12 protein-coding genes and 1 pseudogene are annotated in these 17,672 nt (G+C 60.2%); 10 read left to right on the forward strand and 3 right to left on the reverse strand.

Annotation, left to right across the window (positions count from 1 at the left end):
* Nucleotides 1-25 precede the first annotated feature (25 nt).
* Complete coding sequence (gene msrB / locus JNK74_08495; GenBank protein MBL7646211.1) at nt 26-421, forward strand: peptide-methionine (R)-S-oxide reductase MsrB; 396 nt, start codon at nt 26-28, stop codon at nt 419-421.
* 7 nt (nt 422-428) lie between these two features.
* Here msrB and JNK74_08500 read toward each other — a convergent pair whose 3' ends face one another.
* Nucleotides 429-1,769, reverse strand: a complete 1,341-nt coding sequence (locus tag JNK74_08500) for an NAD(P)-binding domain-containing protein (protein ID MBL7646212.1) — start codon at nt 1,767-1,769, stop codon at nt 429-431.
* Between the two features lie 378 nt (nt 1,770-2,147).
* On the opposite strand from JNK74_08500, the gene JNK74_08505 reads away from it, so the two are divergent.
* The 4 genes from JNK74_08505 (at nt 2,148) to JNK74_08520 (ending at nt 6,029) form a co-directional block, all read left to right on the forward strand.
* Complete coding sequence (locus tag JNK74_08505) at nt 2,148-3,509, forward strand: Glu/Leu/Phe/Val dehydrogenase (GenBank protein ID MBL7646213.1); 1,362 nt, start codon at nt 2,148-2,150, stop codon at nt 3,507-3,509.
* A 30-nt stretch (nt 3,510-3,539) separates the two neighbouring features.
* A complete protein-coding gene (locus tag JNK74_08510) occupies nt 3,540-4,703 on the forward strand; it encodes a CinA family nicotinamide mononucleotide deamidase-related protein (protein MBL7646214.1) in 1,164 nt (387 codons plus the stop codon).
* Between the two features lie 200 nt (nt 4,704-4,903).
* The gene (locus JNK74_08515; protein MBL7646215.1) at nt 4,904-5,269 is read left to right on the forward strand and encodes a hypothetical protein; all 366 of its coding nucleotides are present in this window, start codon (nt 4,904-4,906) and stop codon (nt 5,267-5,269) included.
* Nucleotides 5,270-5,336: 67 nt separating this feature from the next.
* The gene (locus JNK74_08520) at nt 5,337-6,029 is read left to right on the forward strand and encodes a hypothetical protein (GenBank protein ID MBL7646216.1); all 693 of its coding nucleotides are present in this window, start codon (nt 5,337-5,339) and stop codon (nt 6,027-6,029) included.
* A gap of 106 nt (nt 6,030-6,135) precedes the next feature.
* On the opposite strand, the gene JNK74_08525 is transcribed toward JNK74_08520, so the two are convergent.
* A complete protein-coding gene (locus JNK74_08525; protein MBL7646217.1) occupies nt 6,136-9,420 on the reverse strand; it encodes an alpha-amylase in 3,285 nt (1,094 codons plus the stop codon).
* A gap of 496 nt (nt 9,421-9,916) precedes the next feature.
* Here JNK74_08525 and JNK74_08530 point away from each other — a divergent pair, with 496 nt between their 5' ends.
* Nucleotides 9,917-10,513 carry a sulfotransferase family protein gene (locus JNK74_08530; GenBank protein ID MBL7646218.1) on the forward strand — a complete coding sequence of 199 codons (597 nt, stop codon included), beginning with the start codon at nt 9,917-9,919 and terminating at the stop codon, nt 10,511-10,513.
* A 129-nt stretch (nt 10,514-10,642) separates the two neighbouring features.
* Here the strand turns inward: JNK74_08530 and JNK74_08535 are convergent, their stop codons facing one another.
* Complete coding sequence (locus JNK74_08535) at nt 10,643-11,404, reverse strand: AraC family transcriptional regulator (GenBank protein MBL7646219.1); 762 nt, start codon at nt 11,402-11,404, stop codon at nt 10,643-10,645.
* A 340-nt stretch (nt 11,405-11,744) separates the two neighbouring features.
* On the opposite strand from JNK74_08535, the pseudogene JNK74_08540 reads away from it, so the two are divergent.
* The 4 genes and pseudogenes from JNK74_08540 (at nt 11,745) to JNK74_08555 (ending at nt 17,610) form a co-directional block, all read left to right on the forward strand.
* Nucleotides 11,745-11,963 (forward strand): annotated as a pseudogene (locus tag JNK74_08540) (prepilin-type N-terminal cleavage/methylation domain-containing protein).
* 996 nt (nt 11,964-12,959) lie between these two features.
* Nucleotides 12,960-14,684: a DUF1080 domain-containing protein gene (locus tag JNK74_08545; protein MBL7646220.1), complete on the forward strand. Its 1,725-nt coding sequence runs from the start codon at nt 12,960-12,962 to the stop codon at nt 14,682-14,684.
* 287 nt (nt 14,685-14,971) lie between these two features.
* Nucleotides 14,972-15,601: a hypothetical protein gene (locus tag JNK74_08550; GenBank protein ID MBL7646221.1), complete on the forward strand. Its 630-nt coding sequence runs from the start codon at nt 14,972-14,974 to the stop codon at nt 15,599-15,601.
* A 305-nt stretch (nt 15,602-15,906) separates the two neighbouring features.
* Nucleotides 15,907-17,610 carry an SGNH/GDSL hydrolase family protein gene (locus JNK74_08555; GenBank protein ID MBL7646222.1) on the forward strand — a complete coding sequence of 568 codons (1,704 nt, stop codon included), beginning with the start codon at nt 15,907-15,909 and terminating at the stop codon, nt 17,608-17,610.
* Nucleotides 17,611-17,672: the final 62 nt, after the last annotated feature.

Genomic DNA, 17,672 nt, shown 5'->3' on the forward strand with positions numbered 1-17,672 from the left:
TGCGCAACAGCGAGGAATATCGGCCATGACGGACAAGATCATTAAGTCGGATGAGGAGTGGCAGGCGGAGTTGACGCAGGAAGAATATCGGGTCGCGCGCTTGAAGGGTACCGAGCGGGCCTTTACCGGGGTCTATGTGGACGAGAAGCGCAAGGGCGTCTATTGCTGTGTCGGCTGCGGACAGCCGCTCTTCCTCTCGGATCACAAGTTTGATTCCGGCACGGGCTGGCCGAGCTACTCTCAACCCGCGAGCCCCGACAGTGTGGAGATGGAAGACGACACCACCTTTGGCATGCGGCGCACCGAGGTGCATTGCAGCCGGTGCGATAGCCACCTGGGGCATGTCTTTCCCGATGGCCCCGCGCCGACGGGGCAGCGCTATTGCATCAATTCCGTATCGCTGGTGCTCAAGGAAGGCTGAAGGTCCGTCAGCAAATCACCACGTCGTTGTCAACGTCTTGCGGCAGTGGTAGTGGCTGGTGCCATTGGGAAGGGCTCTGCGTTTTGAGTTGGGCGGCATGGCTTCGTACCCGTTCGGGCAGGGTCTGTCGGGCCGCCTTCATCTTGGCAATGGCCAGGTGCGGGTCGAGGAGATGGGTTGAGGGGGGCCGGTCTCCCATGGCGCGGAGCACGGTGCCGAGGGGCGGCGTGATGCTCTCCTGGATCTCCATGAGCATGCGAACGTGCTCGACATAGGGCGCGATCACGGCCCCGACGCCACTGCGGACCTGGGCCGTGGCCATGATGTAGAGATGGCGGTAGCCCTCGGGCACCGCGCCGCCGTAAAGCTGCGCGACGGGGCCCCGGGTGCTGAAGATGCCGGGGGCGAGAAAGGGCACACTGACTTCAAAGCCGGTCGCGCAGACCACGAGGTCGTACTCCGCTGAAGCGCCATCGGCAAAGTGCGCGGTCTTGCCCTCGAAGAGTAGCACGTCACGTCTTGGTGTAATTTTTCCTCGGCGCATGAGGGGCAACACGGTGGAATTGATGGTGGGGTGCCGCTCGAATACATCGTGATCCGGGTGTTTAAGTCCATAGCGCTCATAGGGCCCCCAGTAGAGTCGCAGGAGCCGTCGCAAAATGGCGCGTTGCGCCCTAACGCTCAACCAGGGGGTAATGTACTCCACGGCCGGTATGCCGAAGAGGTTTTTGGGCATGAACCAGTATCCACGCCGCAGGCTCATGTCGGCGCTTATGCCGTGCTCCGCGGCGGCGGTGGCGATATCGCAGGCGGAGTTCCCGCCGCCTATGGCGAGTACGCGCCTGCCCGCGACCTGTGCGGGTGTCTTGTAGTCCTTGGAATGGATGTATTCTCCGTCGAAGCGGCCTGGGATATCCGGCCATCGCCGCGCCCAGTGATGACCATTGCAGACGAAGAGACCCTTGTAGACTGCCTGGCGACCGTCATCGAGGCATACGGACCAGCGGCAGTTTTCGGCGGGAGCGGCGTACACGACTTTGGTGGAGAACTGAATAGAATTCACCAGATCGAAGTGCGCCGCGTAGTCCTCCAGGTACTGGAGCATTTGGGCACCACTTGGAAATTGCGGGTAGCGACGCCCCATGGGAAATTCGGGAAAGCCGGTAATCTTGCGGGATGTGACGAGTTGAATCCGGTCGTGCACGCCATGGGCCCAGTTTCCACCGAGGCGGTGATCGGCCTCGACATGGTCGAAGGGTTGTCCGGCCAGCTTAAGTTGTCGTGCCATGGCCAGGCCCGTCGGGCCCGCGCCTATGACGAGGAATTTGTCTTCGGTGGGAATGCTCACAAATGTACCGCGCCTGTTACTTCAAGAAATGGCGTGAATGCCCGGGCCCCGCGAATGGAAGGACAGTATAGCGCGTCGTGCGCCCGCGCCGCCAGATTTAGACGGTTTGACTCGTTGTGAAGTCGTCGTGCGACGCAGGTGTCGCTGCTTTGGCTGTGCGGCAGTTTTGTTCGGTGCGGGGGGTGAAAGGTCCCCGACCCGTGGGCGCGGAGTTTGTGACTATTCATTTGATCGTCCTTGACGCGAGTTGCCAATGTCCATCAACGATGCCTATGATGGGGCATGGCGTATCCCGGCGAGCGCGCAACAGGAGTACTGCAATGGAGAAAGCCCGTGAGTGAGCTGAGTTTTCTGGAAGGTGTCAACCGGTACTATGAGATGGCGGAGAAGACCCTGGATCTGCCGCCGGGACTCGGTGCGAAGATCAAGGCGTGCAACTCTGTATTTATGGTGCGCTTTCCGATTGGATTCAGGGATGGTTTTAAGGTGTTCACCGGCTGGCGCGTGGTCCACAGCGAGCACTATCTTCCCGTGAAGGGGGGGATCCGCTATTCGCCGGAGGTGGACCAGGAAGAAGTGGAAGCCCTCGCGGCTCTCATGTCGTACAAGTGCGCCATCGTCGATGTGCCCTTCGGCGGCTCGAAGGGGGCGCTTCGCATCAATCCGAAAGAATACGATGAGAGCTCGATGGAGCGGATTACGCGGCGCTTCGCGCGCGAGCTGGCGATGAAGGGCTATATCAGCCCGAGTCTCAACGTGCCCGCGCCCGATATCGGTACAGGCGAGCGGGAGATGGCGTGGATGGCGGACGAGTATCGCCGTATCGATCCCACCGATATCAACGCCCTGGCCTGTGTCACCGGGAAGCCGGTGAGCCAGGGGGGGATTCTGGGCCGCAACGAAGCCACGGGGCGTGGTGTGCAATTGGGGCTTCGGGAGTTCTTTCGCCATCCGGAAGATGTGCGCAGCGCGGGACTCACGGGCGGCCTCGGCGGCAAGCGGGTGATTATTCAAGGCCTGGGTAAGGTGGGCTATCCGGCGGCGAAATTTCTTCAGGAGGAGGATGACTGTCGCGTGGTGGCTATCATCGAGCATCACGGTTCGCTTGTCAATCCCGAGGGGATCAGCGTGGAGAAGGCCCATCGCTGGTTTCAGGAGCACAAGACCTTCGAAGGTTTCGAGGGCGGCGCTTTTGTTAAAGAGGGCGCCGTGCTGCTGGAGGCGGACTGCGATATTCTGATTCCGGCGGCGATGGAGGGCCAGATTACGGAGGAGAACGCGGGACGCATCAAGGCGCCGTTGATCGCCGAAGCGGCGAACGGTCCGGTTACGTACAACGCGCACCAGATTCTCACGCGGGACGGAAAGGTGATCATTCCGGACATCTATTTGAACGCCGGCGGTGTGGTTGTTTCGTACTTCGAGTGGATCAAGAACCTTTCCCACATCCGCCTTGGTCGTTTGGGCCGTCGGGCCGACGAGGCCCGTGGCGGGCTTGTGGTCCAGGCGCTGGAGCAGATGAGCGGGAAGGAAGTGCCGCCCGAACTGGCTTCGCGCATACGCCACGGCGCGGACGAGCTGGATCTGGTCCGTTCCGGTCTGGACGACACCATGCGCGACGCTTACCAGCGGGTGCGCGAGATCATGCTTACCCGTGATACCATTCCCGATCTCCGGACCGCGGCCTTTGCCATGGCCATCGAGAAGATCTCCCGCAGTAACATGGAAATGGGTGTATAGCATTTCCTCCACGGTATGAAGAATGGCGCTATGAAGACTGAATTACTCATGATTGGAACCGAGCTGTTGCTCGGCCAGATACAAGACACCAACTCCACGTGGATATCTCAGACACTGGCCGAGCACGGAATCGACTGTTATCAGAAGACGACGGTCGGCGACAACCGCGCCCGTATCATGGGAGCGCTGGATGCGGGACTCCAGCGCAGCGACGTCATACTCTGCAGCGGGGGACTGGGACCGACGGAAGACGATATTACCCGGGAGTCCATTGGCGAATTGCTGGGCCGTCCACTCGTGTTTCGTCCCGAGGTGTATGACGAGGTGCTGGAGCGATTCGCCGCACTGCGCCGGGTGCCGACCGACAACAACAAGAAGCAGGCGACACTCCCGGAGGGCGCCATTGCCATTACCAACCCCAATGGCACTGCGCCGGGCGTGATCGTGGAGGACGAGCGGGGCATCATTATCTGCATGCCCGGCGTACCCCATGAATTGAAATCCATGCTGCTGGACAGCGTGCTCCCGTATCTGAAAGCGAAGTTCCGGATTGAGGGCGTCGTGCATTCGCGCGTGTTGAAGGTCTGCGGGCTTGGCGAGTCGCGCGTGGACGATGCGATTGGGGATTTGATGAACGCGTATTCGAATCCCACGATTGGCCTGCTGGCGTCGCCCGAGTTTGTGCGCATCCGGATTACGGCGAAAGCGGAGAGCGAAGCGGCGGCCGAGTCCCTAATCGAGCCCGTAGCGCGCCGCGTGTACGAGCGCCTGCCCGATCAGATCATGGGTGAAGGCGAAGACACGCTGGAGTCGAAGGTTGCCTCGCTGTTGCATGCGCGGGGCTACACCATAGCCGTGACGGAAATCGGGACGGGCGGCCTGATCGCTCAGCGACTGGCCCAGGCGGGCAACGGAATTCTGGTCGAGGGGCGCATTCTCGGGGGTGGGAATGTTATTGCGGCGGGGGAGGGGGGGGTTGACATCGGGCGAAAACACATGTTAGACTGCGGGTCCACTTGCGCTCTGGTTTGTTTATACCCGCAAGAGGGGGAAAGCGCCAAGGCGCTTTTTCTTACTCCAGAAGATAGTAGTACCTGGGACATAGATATCGTTGGCAGCGGTCATCGCGCCCAGGTCAGGTTAACCGTGAACATTCTGGAGCAAATGCGCCGCTACTTGTCAAGAGCGGATTAGACGCATTTCACGGACAATTTAAAACGCCATTCGGCACGACGCGCACCGCGCAATATTTCCCTTTTTACTGGTACCGCTGCACCATATCCCATCACATATTTGCGAACAATGATTGCAAATCAGTAGACGTTGGCACCTGAACGGTTTTGTTTCAGGTTAACAGGACTCTAATGAGCCGTGTATACGGAGCATAGCAACACATGTTTGAATTAATCGCGTTGATGATTCTCTCGCAGCAGCCGCTGCAACCCATTGCCCAGGGCACCGCGTCGTATTACACGGTGGCCAGCAGCAGCGCCAGAACAGCCTCTGGCGAACTCCTTCGGGACGAAGTCCCCACGTGTGCCCTCCCCGATGGGGAATTCGGCGACTACTATCTCTTTCTCGCGGAAAACGGCAAGTCCGTTGTCTGCCGCCTGAACGACCGCGGCCCCTTCGTAAAAGAGCGGGTTGCCGACCTCTCCCTCGCCGGTATCCGCGCCCTCGACGAGAATGCGGGTCTGGTCAAAGTCCAGGTGTACCACCTCGGTCCCAATCCACCGCCGATAACGCCCAAGTTGCGCTAGTTCACTGTCAGCAGGTGGGGTGGGTCCACGCGCATGGCGCTCCTGTCCCAAAACGAAAGGGATACGCGTGAAGCGATTCGTCCTTTTGTCCTTGACTATTATTACCGCGTCCGCCCTTAGTGGCGGACGTTGTTTTGCGGAAGCGCCCGCGACCGCGCCCACACTACCGGAGTTGTTCACTTCCGATTTCTCAGGCGGACTCGACGCATGGGTGATGACGGATCCGGCCGCCTGGAAGATCGAGGACGAATCGGGCGACGCGAAGTTTTCCCTTTTCGGAAAGAGCGACTACGAAGCGCCTGTGCGATCACCGCACAACATGGCCCGGATCAAAGAACTGGTCGTCACGGATTTCGAACTCGAAGTCGACGCGAAACAGACGGGGAAAGAATACGGCCATCGCGATCTGTGTTTCTTTTTCGGCTACCAGGACCCATCTCATTTTTACTATGTGCACCTGGCGACCGTGGCCGATCCCCATGCGAATTCCATTTTTCTGGTGAATGGCGCCCCCCGCGTGAGCATCGCGCAGAAGCGGACGAATGGCACCGACTGGAAGACGGGGTATCACCGAGTTCGCATCGAGCGCAATACCGAATCGGGCACCATCAAAGTGTACTTTAACGATATGAAGACGCCTGTGATGGAGACGGTGGACAAGACTTTTCTCTACGGCGAAGTGGGTCTTGGATCCTTTGACGATACCGGCAACTTTGACAATCTGATCGTGCGCGGGGTACTCCACAAGCCAGCCGAATAAATCGCCCGCGACCTGTTCACGTCGCGTTGCATTTGGAAAAAGAAAGAGCGCAGAGAAGAATAGCGTCTTCTCCGCGCTCGCCGCATTTGCTGGTGTGGCAATGTTTCTACTTCACGCTGGACAGCATCCAGTCGAAGTCGAATCGGGTACCTTCGGCGGCCTCCACGAGGACGCCGGTATTTTCCACGGCGCCGGCGAGGCGATCCCAGTTGGGGGTGGCCTGCTTCGATTCCGCGGCGGCGATGAAGAGTTGCAGGGCGGCGGTCATGGAGAGCATCCGCTCCCGGTTCAGCCAGCGCGTACCCTGCCAGGTATTGACGCCGAGGTAGAACAGTACATCCGTATCGCGGAAGATGGTGTCCAGCACTGGTCCCCAGATCTCGGTCTGGAGATCGTCGAGGTGATGGGTGTGGGTGATGCCGATACGGGCGAGGCTCGCGTCCAGTGCGGCCTCGTAACCGTCTTCGCCGAGCCCGAGGAAGGCCTGGGCGATGTGTTTGCGCAGGAACCATTCCCGGATCCACGCGCCGCTGGTCACCGCGATTTCGGTTTCGCTCAGGGGCGGGTGGTCGCTGCGGTCGTTGAGCACGCCGCCGAGGTGGCGGAGCAATGCCCAGACGATAAGGACGCGATAGACGCGCAGGGTTTTTCCGGGGGCCTCCGGCAGTGCCGCAAGCACGGCCTCGCGGACGCTCTCGATCATGTTGGCGGCTCGAAGGGTCTCGGGTAGCCCATAGATGGCGTTCAGGTCGGCCTGAATGGATGGAACCAGCGTGGCCGGGTTCACGGGAACGCCGACGCGCGTGCCGAGGGCGTGGAGGAACTTCGTAAGGGTTGGGAGGAAGTCGCTGACCTTCTTCAGGTCGCCTTTGTGCTCATGGATGCCGCGCAGCAGTGCGGCGGTGAGGAACTCGCTGAAAGGGCCCAGGAGTGGCGCGAGATGAAGTTCCTGATAGGCCTCGTCTATGGAGGGAACGCCCTGTCCACCCAGATTGGCATGGAGCCAGGCCCAGGTGAGGTCCATATCGTAGACCGCGCGCCAGTCCATCAAGACGACATAGTGATACGCTCCGAGGGCCACGAAGATGCCCTCGTCGCGAATGCGCTGCGCGTGCTCAAGGTATTCGAGTCCCGTGCGGCTGTCGCGATAAATGTAGTAGCAGTTGTCGTCGGTGTGGAGGCCGAGGGCCGCCGCGATGTTCTGCTGGCGCAGTCGGACATTGTCCACCGTGCCCTCATTGCGCGGGACCGAGGTATGAACGCGGCCCTGGGTTTCGCGGAATGCGTTGTGATAAACCACCAGGGCCTGATCGTAGCCGTTGCGATTGGAATAGGCGTACACGTTTTCATCGACCCAGCCATCGGGGGTGACGAAATCGTAGAAGGCAAAATCGGCCGAGCCGCTGAAGAGGTTGCGGCGGCGCATGAGCGGAAAGATCTCTCTTTCATGGCGCTGGACCAGATTGTTGTCGGGAACTTCGTCATAGTAGGCCCGGCGGTATTCCATGCCGTATTTTTCCGTGTAGCCTTCCACCTGGCCGTGCCCCACCATGGGCAGGCCCGGCATGGTGACCAGCAGCGTGGCCACGCCGAAGTATTTATCGCCCCGGCCGAACTGTGCTTCCGCCGTGTCCTCGTCGGGGTTGTTCATGAAATTGACGAAGCGCTGGAGGATTTCGGGGCTGAACTCCAGCACGTTTTTCACGGTCTGGCGGTACTTCTGGTTCTCCTCCATCTTCAGCATGTTCATGAAGGCGCTGTTATAGACGCGGTGCATGCCCAGGGTACGGACGAAGTAGCCCTCCATGAGCCAGAAGGCTTCCGCCAGCAGGAGGGTATCGGGCACTTCCACGGCCACGCGGTCCACCACTTCCCGCCAGAACTCGACGGGAAAGGCCTCGTCGAAAGCGGGGCGGCTCATGCTGTAGCCCGCGCGCGAGGGAATGGCGCCGGCCTCTTCGGGCAGGGGGAACCAGAGGCGCTGGTAGTGCTTCTTGGCCAGGGTCATGGCGGCATCGAAGCGAATAATCGGAAAATGCCGCGCCACATGAAGAATGGTCTGGATAACGGCCTCGCGCACATCGGGAATCAGGTAGTTGAGCTGGGCCGTGTCGTTCCAGGGCATGCTGGTGCCGTCGTTGCCGTGGTAGATGTAGCGGGTGTCCCCGGTCCACAGATCCACGCGTTTGAAGACCACGGCGGCGTCCCGGTGGTTCCAGTAGCCGTCTTCAATATAAATTCCGATGCGCGGATCGGGAGAGAGGCTTTCGCTGTTGAAGGTGTAGCCGGGGAAGGGCGACTGGCGGGCCTGGACAAACCAGTCCGGATGCTCCGTGACCCATTTTGAGTAGATGCCGACGTGGTTGGGCACCATGTCGCTGGCGAGTCGGATGCCGCGCGACCAGGCGCGCCCGGCCAGGTTCTCGTAGGCGGGGGTACCGCCCAATTCACCCGCGATTTCGTAGTCAAAGAGGGAGTAGGCGGAGGCGGCGGCCTCGGGGTTGCCCATCTTGCGTTTGATGGTTCGCGATGCCTCGGAGCGTTCCCAGATGCCGATCAGCCAGAGGCCCGTGAAGCCCCAGGAGGCCAACCGGTCGAGCTCGTCGTCGGGGATCTGATCGAGGGTGCGGATGCTCCGTCCGTAGGCGCGGGACAACTGGTCCAACCAGACGTAGACCGTCTTCGCCAGGAGTACCACATTGGGCATCCATTCCTTGTCCATGGAGAAGGCTTCGGGCTCTTCTTCACCGTAGGCCGTGGCGCCGCCGCGACCGGGCCCGAACTGCATGACCTGGGCCGAGCCGGGGCCGTGGCCGCGAAACTGGATTTCCTCGGCGAGCACGCCCGCGGCGAGTAACAATTGTTTGCGAAGTACTTCCGGGAGGAAGGCGGCCCAGTGGGAGCGGATGAAACGCAATTGACCCTCCAGAGAATCGGGGGCGGCCAACTGGGGGGCATAGAGCATGGTGATGAGGTCCTGCATGGTCTCCGGAAAGGGCGGCTGGGCGCGGAGAAAGACTTGCAGGGCGGTCATGAGCGTGTTGTAGGGCGTTTCCGTCCGGAGGCGCGGCTCGTCGAAGAGCATGCCATAGGGGGCCATCGCGGGGTTCGCGAGGGAGACGTGCAGCAGCAGCAATTCGCAGCGGGCGCTGTCCCGGTTGGACCAGAGGCTGTTGTAGCCTTCGAGGAAGGCCGGTATGTCCATGGACTGGGCGCTGATGGGATCCGCCGGGTAGAGGGCGAGAAACGATGCAAAGGGGCGTTCGGATACGTCGAGGCCGTGCTCGTTTCGGGCCCAGTCCTGCGCGTCGGCGAGCACCTTCGGGTTGGTAGCGGCGGCGTAGCGATAGACGATAAACCGCAGTACGGAGGTGATTAACCCCATGGCCATCAGTTCGCCGGGACGTGCGGGCTGGGTGTTGGGCGCGTCGAAGTCCAATTGTGCGTTGATGGCGTCGGCCACGTCGCGAAATTCTCGGATGGCCTCGTCGGGCGTTTCCAGCGCCGGCACCAGCCCTGGGGGGAGGCTGAACCGCTTTCGGGCCCCGTCCGATACTGGGAAGCCCAGTCCGAAATACGTGTTCAGTTCGTTCGATACCAGATCTTCTTCCATGAGGCCTCTTCCGTTAGCGCGGTCAGCAGGGTGGCCGTTGCGGCCCCTTGGCGCCATCATCCCCGATCGGCACCGTTCGTCTCTGACCAGATCCAAGATGATACCGGAAACCTGTGGTCAATCGCTATTCCCATCGAGATTTTCATGGCAATGGTTGAGCGGGTATACTGTCGGCCTGTCGCGCGGGTTCGGCGTTGCCACCTTGTTTCGCCTGGAGCCTTGCCCCCCGCGCCGTGATCACTGCCAATTCCCAAATTCCCATCGGAGCCCGGCCATGCCCGTCATTTTTCCAGATAAGTCCACTGATGAACAACCGATCATTGTCGTGTCCGGCCTGCCGCGCTCGGGCACATCCATGATGATGAAGATGCTCGACGCGGGCGGGCTTGAGGTGGTTACGGATCAGATCCGGACCGCGGACGAGGACAACCCCAAGGGCTACTATGAATTCGAGCGGGTGAAGAAGATCGCGAGCGATCAGGCCTGGCTGCCGGAGGCCCGGGGCAAGGTGGTCAAAATAATTTCCTTTCTGCTGCTGAAGGCGCCGGCGGGATTTCACTACAAGGTCATATTCATGCGGCGCGCGCTGCCCGAGGTGCTGGCGTCGCAACAGCAGATGCTGATCCGACGCGGCGATCATTCGCCCCAGGACGATGTGCGGATGGCGGAGCTGTACGAGAAGCACCTGGCGCAGGCGAAGTCGTGGCTGGCGGCCCAGCCCCATGTGGACGTGCTCTATGTGGATCACGGCGATGCGGTTGGCAACCCCCATCTCGTTGCGGGGCAGGTGAACGCGTTCCTGAACAACGCGCTGAACGCGGAGGCGATGGCCTCGGCCGTCGATCCCGCGCTTCATCGCCAGCGGAGTTAAGCAAGGGCGGGTGTTGAACGGCAATTGAATGCGGGGGTAACCCGGGGCTAACACGGTGTTGCTATGCTTCCCCGAGCAATGCAGTACCTCCGCTTCACATTCGACTTTTCACATCCTTCGACGCCACCCTCAACGTGTTCTGCGGAGTTCCCGCGCGCCCCGTCCGTAGCGCGCCTTCAAGAGCCGGGAGAGGTGATATTCATCGGCCAGGCCAACGCGCGGGGCAATCTCCCGAAGGGTGAGATCGGACTCCCGCAACATGCGCAGGGCGATGTCCAGGCGCGCCTGGCGCACATACTCCATCGGTGTGATCCCCGTGCGTGTGCGGAAGCTGCGCGCAAGGTGGAACTTGTTGAGATCGCAGCAGGCGGCGAGATCATCCAGCGTGAGGGGCTCGCTGAGGTGCTCATGGATGAAAGCCTGAACCTGTCCAACGGCGTCCTGGTCGGGTTTCTTGACGAGTCTGAGGATTTCTCCCGTCAGCATGCCGGTGGCCAGGTGCTGATAGGCTTCCTTGCCGGGATAGTCGACATGGGCCTCCGAAATGAGCCAGCGGGTGAGCTCCAGAATGCGACCCTGGCGATCATGGAGGAGGAAGGGGATATCCATGGGGCGATCCGGCCACTCGAAATCGACGCAAAAGAATTCGAGAAGCACGTCGCCCTCCTGGCGTTCCTCATGGGTGCAACCCGACGGGTAAAACAGAAACTGGCCCGGCTCGCAGAGGTAGGGCGTACCCTCCACGAGGGCGCGTTCTTTTCCGCGGACGACGACCACAATTTCGCAGAATTGATGGCCGTGGGCGGCAGGGCACCACTCGGCGCCGGCATACCAGCGACGGACGGAGATAAATCTCGCAGAGGGAAAGGCTGGAATGTCAATTTCAGACAAGTTTGTCAATCTCCGCTATTGGCAGATGGGAGCACTTGGGTTAGGCTAACAAGGCCCGCGAGATGGTGTCAAGCGCGGGTTTTTATCGGGCGTGCTGGCTGGGTCTTCAGGGATTGTGCTTTCCGGGCAGCCGCTTATGCACCTTCAGGAGGTTTGCCTATGCGTAGTTGATCCTTTTCGGCGTACCAGACAACAGAAATGCAGGCGGCCACTGTGCGCGCGCGAAAAGATCGCCCGGTTCATGTAGCCACCATCAGGTTCCCCCAGGAGACGGCGTCCACCGGTAATTGCTCCATTCTCATCCATCCGAATTCAAATCTCACACAAGGACCCTAACAAAATGAAAACCGCAAGCACACACAAAAGCAAGACGGGCTTTACCCTGATTGAGCTGCTGGTAGTAATTGCCATTATCGGAATTCTGGCAGCCATCCTGCTGCCGGCACTGGCCCGCGCCCGCGAGGCCGCGCGCCGCGCAAGCTGCCAGAACAACCTCAAGCAGTGGGGCATCGTCTTCAAGATGTTCTCCAACGAGAGCAAAGGCGGACTCCTTCCCCGCATCCAGAATCAGCACTACATCCGCGATGCCGCCGGCAACACCCGCCCCGGACGCGTGCGCGGCGGTGTGGCCATGCCCCAGGTCTATCCCGAATACATGACCGATCTGAACCTGACCATTTGCCCTTCGGCCATCAACGCGGGTGAACTCGCCGCGCGCTGGACCTGCCCCGGCGGTTCCTATTGCAACCCGGCGCCCGCCCATCCGAACTATCAGAAGCTCGAAGTGGGCGCCGTCGGCAATGCGGAACAGGAGAGCTATTACTACTACGGCTACCTGATTAATTCGGATGGCGCCTGGGCCGCCTTCTCCAAGACCATCCGTCCGCGCATGGTCGCCGGTCTGGCGCCTCTGGGCGAAAGCAACATTCTCTGGACCGATCCGCTGCTGGCTTCCTACCTGACGAAGGCGGAAAGCCTGCTCGACAGCGACTACGACTACACCTCCACCACGGCCGGTAACGCCGCCGCGATTCAGGCCGCCGCGAGCGCCGATATCGTCGCCGCGGGCGTGAACGCGACGGTCGTCGTCGCCGGTTCCGCCGGTCCGGGAACGACTACGATCTCCAAGCTTCGCGAGGGTATCGAGCGCTTCCTGATCACCGACATCAACAATGCCGGTGGCTCCGCCGAGGCCCAGAGCACCATCCCGCTCATGTGGGACCGCTTCGTCATCAGCAACACCGACCCGGACCGCCGCACGCGTTTCAACCACCTGCCCGGTGGCGACAACGTGCTGTATCTGGATGGTCACGTTGAGTTCAAGAAGTACCCGCAGACGGACTTCCCGATTTCGCCTGTTCACGGCGTCTTCGGTCGCCTCTAATCTCAGGTTAATATTGGCCTGAACCCCATTGCGCGCCTGGTCTCGCCCTACACGGCGGGGCCAGGCGCTTTTTTGCGCTGGGCGGATCCCGGGTTCCGATTGCAAAGTCCGCCGTCACTTCCTATACTTTGGTTATAACAAGTCTCGAACCCCATGCAAAAGGAACCTGCCTTGAAGAAACGACTCATTGCCGCGGCACTGGCCCTCGCCGCCTTGGCCACACCCGCCCTGGCCGCACCCAACACGATTAACCTCCTCGAAAATGGCTCCCTGAACCACTGGTACACGTGGATTAAGGACCGCGGCAAGGACATTGATCCCAAGCAGGTCTTCACCATGGTGGATGGCCAGCTCCGCATCTCCGGCGAGGAGTGGGGCTGTGTGACGTCGAAGGAGGAGTTCGAGAACTACCACATCGTGCTGGAGTTCAAATGGGGTCAGATTACCCATGCGCCCCGGGTGGACCGCGCCCGGGATTCGGGCTTCCTCATTCATTCCCAGGGGGCCGACGGCAACTACAGCGGGATCTGGATGAATTCCATTGAGGTGCAGTTGATCGAAGGGGGCACGGGCGACTTTATTGTGGTGGGCGACAAGTCCGACACCTTCAGCATCACCGCGCCCGTCGCGCCAGAGAAGCAGGGCGAATCCTGGCTCTTCAGCCCCGATGGCGAACCGACGCTGGTGAAGGATATCCGCGTGAACTGGTGGGGGCGCGATCCCAACTGGGCCGACGTGAAGGACTTCCGTGGCGCGAAGGATGTGGAGAAACCCATCGGCGAATGGAATCGCCTTGAAGTCATCGCGGATGGCGGCAAGATCACCGTGCTGCTGAACGGCATTCTGGTTAATCGCGCCGTGGACTGCACGCCGAAAAAGGGGCGCCTCCAGATCCAGTCGGAAGGGGCCGAGATTTTCTTTCGCCGCGTCGAACTTACACCCCTGACGCAGCCGGATACCGCCGCTGCCGTACCGCTTACGAAAGAGCCCCGGCTGCTGGTGGCCAATAAGCACAGCGACACGCTGAGCTACATCAATCCGGACACATTGACCGTGGAGCAGACTATTACCGTGGGCCACAATCCCCACGAGTTGGCCATCACCCCCGACCAGCGCTTCATGTACCTCTCCAACTACGCCAAACCGGGGGATACGATCTCCGTGGTCGACCTGGCAGCGCGGCGCCACATCAAGCAGATCAACACGGGCGAGTATGTGCAGATTCACGGAGCCACCATGGCCCCGGATGGGAAGAATGCCTACTTCACCGCCGGGCAGACGGGCTTTGTGGTGGAAGTGGACACCGCAACCCACGAAATGACGCGCGCCATTCCCACCCACGGCAAGATCTCTCATATGGTGCTCGTGTCGCCCGACAACAAGCGGCTTTACACCGCCAATATCGAAACGGAAAACGTCTCCGTCATCGACCGCGCCAGTGGCGAACTCATCACCCAGATCCAATGCGAAAAAGGGGCCGAGGGCATGGCTTTCACGCCCGACGGCAAACAGCTCTGGGTCGCCAACCAGTCTGGCGCGTCCATGTCCATCATCGACCTCGCCACCCACACCGTTGTCGAGCGTTTCGACGTGCCCGGCATGCCGGTGCGCATCAAGTTCACGAAAGACGGGAAACGCGCCTACGTTCCCAGTTGGACGCCCGAGGGCGAACTTATCGTGATTGATGTGCCCGCGCGCAAGGAGATCAAACGCATCAAAGTCGGTAGTTTTGCCATCGGCGTGGAGCTGAGCCCCGACGAGAAGCGCGCTTTTGTGGGGTGCGAGAATGTCGACGGCCTTCATGTGGTAAACACGGAGACGTTGGAGATGGAGGCCAAGATCGAGACGGGCGATGGGCCGGATCCCATGTCCATGTGGTTTCCAGGGAACGAGTGACTCCGTAGAATCATGCGGGGATTTCCACGGGGCATGTCAAAGACCGGGGCAATCGCCAGTAAGCGGAAGGGCTGATCCTCTTGTATCTATGGATTTTGCCTCACTCAGGTCGAAGATTCGCCATGCTGGAGATGTCTGAGACCCATTGGAGAGTATCGCAATTGGCGCGCTGAACGATGCCATGGATTGCGCGGCCAGCCTTCTTTGGCGAAACTGATATCATGCACGGATTCAGCGGTAGTTCGAACAACGCCTTACCGGCGTCCAGCGTGAAAAGGGAGAGAACCATGGCAGATCATGAAAAAGAGGGCGTGCCTGGGACCGCAGGTCTCGTGGTTGCGAGTGCGAATGAGTCAGCTACGGACTGGACGCGCTTTGAGGGACTGTTCGACCGCATTGATGCCGAGGTGCGTCATCGTATGGTCTGTCTGATCGTCCTGTTTGGGGTATTGTTGTTTGGTCTGATCGCAACCTTGGCCGCAGGGTCCTTGGGCGGGGCGCAGTGGTTGAGCACGACCCTCGAGTTGTTTCTGCCCTGGGTCGGTCTGTCGGCGTCAATGGCTGTATATTGGTCGCAATACCGTGCACATGAGCAACGACGTGAACTGCAGCGGATATGGATTGCACGATATTCGACTGAGCAACCCGCACCTTACGGCCTCCGGATGCGCGATCCCGGTACGCTGCACGGCGTGCCGGCTGTGCTGCTTGGGTTGCTGTCCTCGATATTCTGGTTATTCGTTTTCGGCTCTTCGTTGGCACGGGTTTGGCCCGGTGGGAGGGAGCAGGGGCCGAATGTGGTACATCAAATCCAGTTTTTCGGAGTACTCATTCTCGGGGTCGCGAGCATCGTGGTGTTCTATGGTGTGGTTGCCACCCACTTCGCAAACAAAGGCCAGGAAGACAACCAATGTTGAGTCTCTGCGTAAAGGTATTGCATGTTTCGAGGGCAAAGTTCCGGTACGGACTCTCGCGATCTGGGCAATCCATAAAAAGCGACACGGGTTTGCGGAAATGCGGAGCGGGTGCTTTCCAGGACCCGAGTTCGGGCAACGCAGTTGCACGGGAAATACGTATGAAGACGAGTGCTGGTGTACTTGGCACAAAAAGGGGGGCTGGAAAGCCCCCTCTCGATAGGATCGAGAACCCCAAATATCGTGGTGTACTTAATGAGATTGCCCTGCTCTCGCGATGTGGAGTACGGAGCATTGGGCACGCCGCAGTGGCGTTCTGCGTACTCGCCTCATGGTGCGGTCCCGCGCGCTCGGGCGAGTTGATGGAGCGTTTTGAAGCGCTCAAGTCCCAGGGTGAGCAGTACCGCCCCATTGGGAATCCAGGCGATCCTGCGAAAATACTTGCCATCGGCTTGGAACGGAGTCGCGCTTTCATTAGTTGTACGCCGGACTATGAAGTAGTGCTGGAGCGCGGTGGTGCCATCGCTTATCGGGGCACGGATTGCGTGGATCGTCTGGGCGAGTTCCGCGGCACCATTCGAGATGCAGCGGACTTCGAGAAACTCGCGGAGTTCATTTGTGGGGGTGACTTCTTTGAATTGCCTTTCGATCCCGGTGCAAATTATTCGGATGCCCCGAGCAGCGTTTTTGTTGTCAAGACGGTGGACGGGGAAAAATGGGTGCTGGACCCCAACGACCCACGTGAAATGAACCCTATCACACAGGTGATTTTAGAACGAGTCGACGAAATGCTCGCACAATGCAATCTGACCGAAGAGAAGACGGTCCGGTTGACCAGCAACTTCAGCGAGATTCCCATCGCGGCAGACCTTCCCAAACTCTCGAAAAAGATCCATAAGGGCGAACCCGTGACCTTCGTTTGCCTCGGTGACAGCGTGACGGGCGTTTATTACCACACGGGCGGTCGGCGCGCCTATACCGACATGCTCAAACTGGCGCTGGAGCAGGCGTTCCCGGGCGTCGAGTTTACGGCTATCAACGCGGGCGTGAGTGGCAACACCACAGTGAATGCCCTGGAACGACTCGATCACGATGTTCTCAGTCACAAGCCCGATCTGGTGTCGATCATGTTCGGCCTGAACGACATGACCCGTGTTTCCATGGACGACTATCGCGCCAACCTGAAGGCGCTCATCGAGCGCTGTCGCGCGGCGGGGGCCGAGGTCGTTCTCTGTACGCCGAATAGTGTCACCGACACACCGGATCGGCCCACGAGCAAGCTTCTCGAATATGCCGCCGTCGTTCGAGAGGCGGCCGCGTCGGAAAAGGTAACGCTCGCGGATTGCTACAGCGCCTTCGAGGAGATACGGGCGAAACATCCGCAGGACTGGGCCTTCCTGATGAGTGATGAAATTCACCCGAATATGGACGGCCACCGGGAACTCGCGCGAACCATTCGCGCTGCGATCGTCGGTCGACCAACCAGGGGTTGGCAAAGCTCTCCGCCCCAGCCCGCCATTCCCCATACCTTGGGGCTCATTCGGGCGAAGCAGCCCATCGAAGTGCTGGCCATGCCACCCTATGACAAAGTGCTTGAGAAGCTGCTCCGCGAACTCGCGCCTGACTCGCCACTGACCATGGATTCGTGGGATGTCGCGGGCAAGTCGCTCGCTGAGATCGAAGAGTCCGCCAAGGCCATCCGGGACAACCCATCTGATTGGGTCTTCATTGCCATCCCGCTGAGCGCGACGTCCCCGGACTTCGAGAATTTTAAGCGTCACTACACCTGGACCATGAACTATGCGCTGAGTTTTGCCCATCAGGAGTGGGATGTCACCGCCGTACCGCCGGGCTTCACCGAGAAGATCGAGGGTGAAGCCGACAAGGAGCGCGATGATTGGGCGGGGCGTCTAATCTGGGCCCAGGACCTCGATCCCATCGCCCGGGGCGGGAGTGTGGCCTTGCGCGAAGTCAAATTGCGCGAATGGCTTAAGAAACAGTTGGCGGAATGAAGGCAGTGCCCTCGGGAAACTGAAAAAATCAGACGGATTGGACCGATAGGACGAATCTGATC

Source organism: Candidatus Hydrogenedentota bacterium (genome assembly GCA_016791475.1).
In the GTDB taxonomy this organism is placed as follows: domain Bacteria; phylum Hydrogenedentota; class Hydrogenedentia; order Hydrogenedentales; family JAEUWI01; genus JAEUWI01.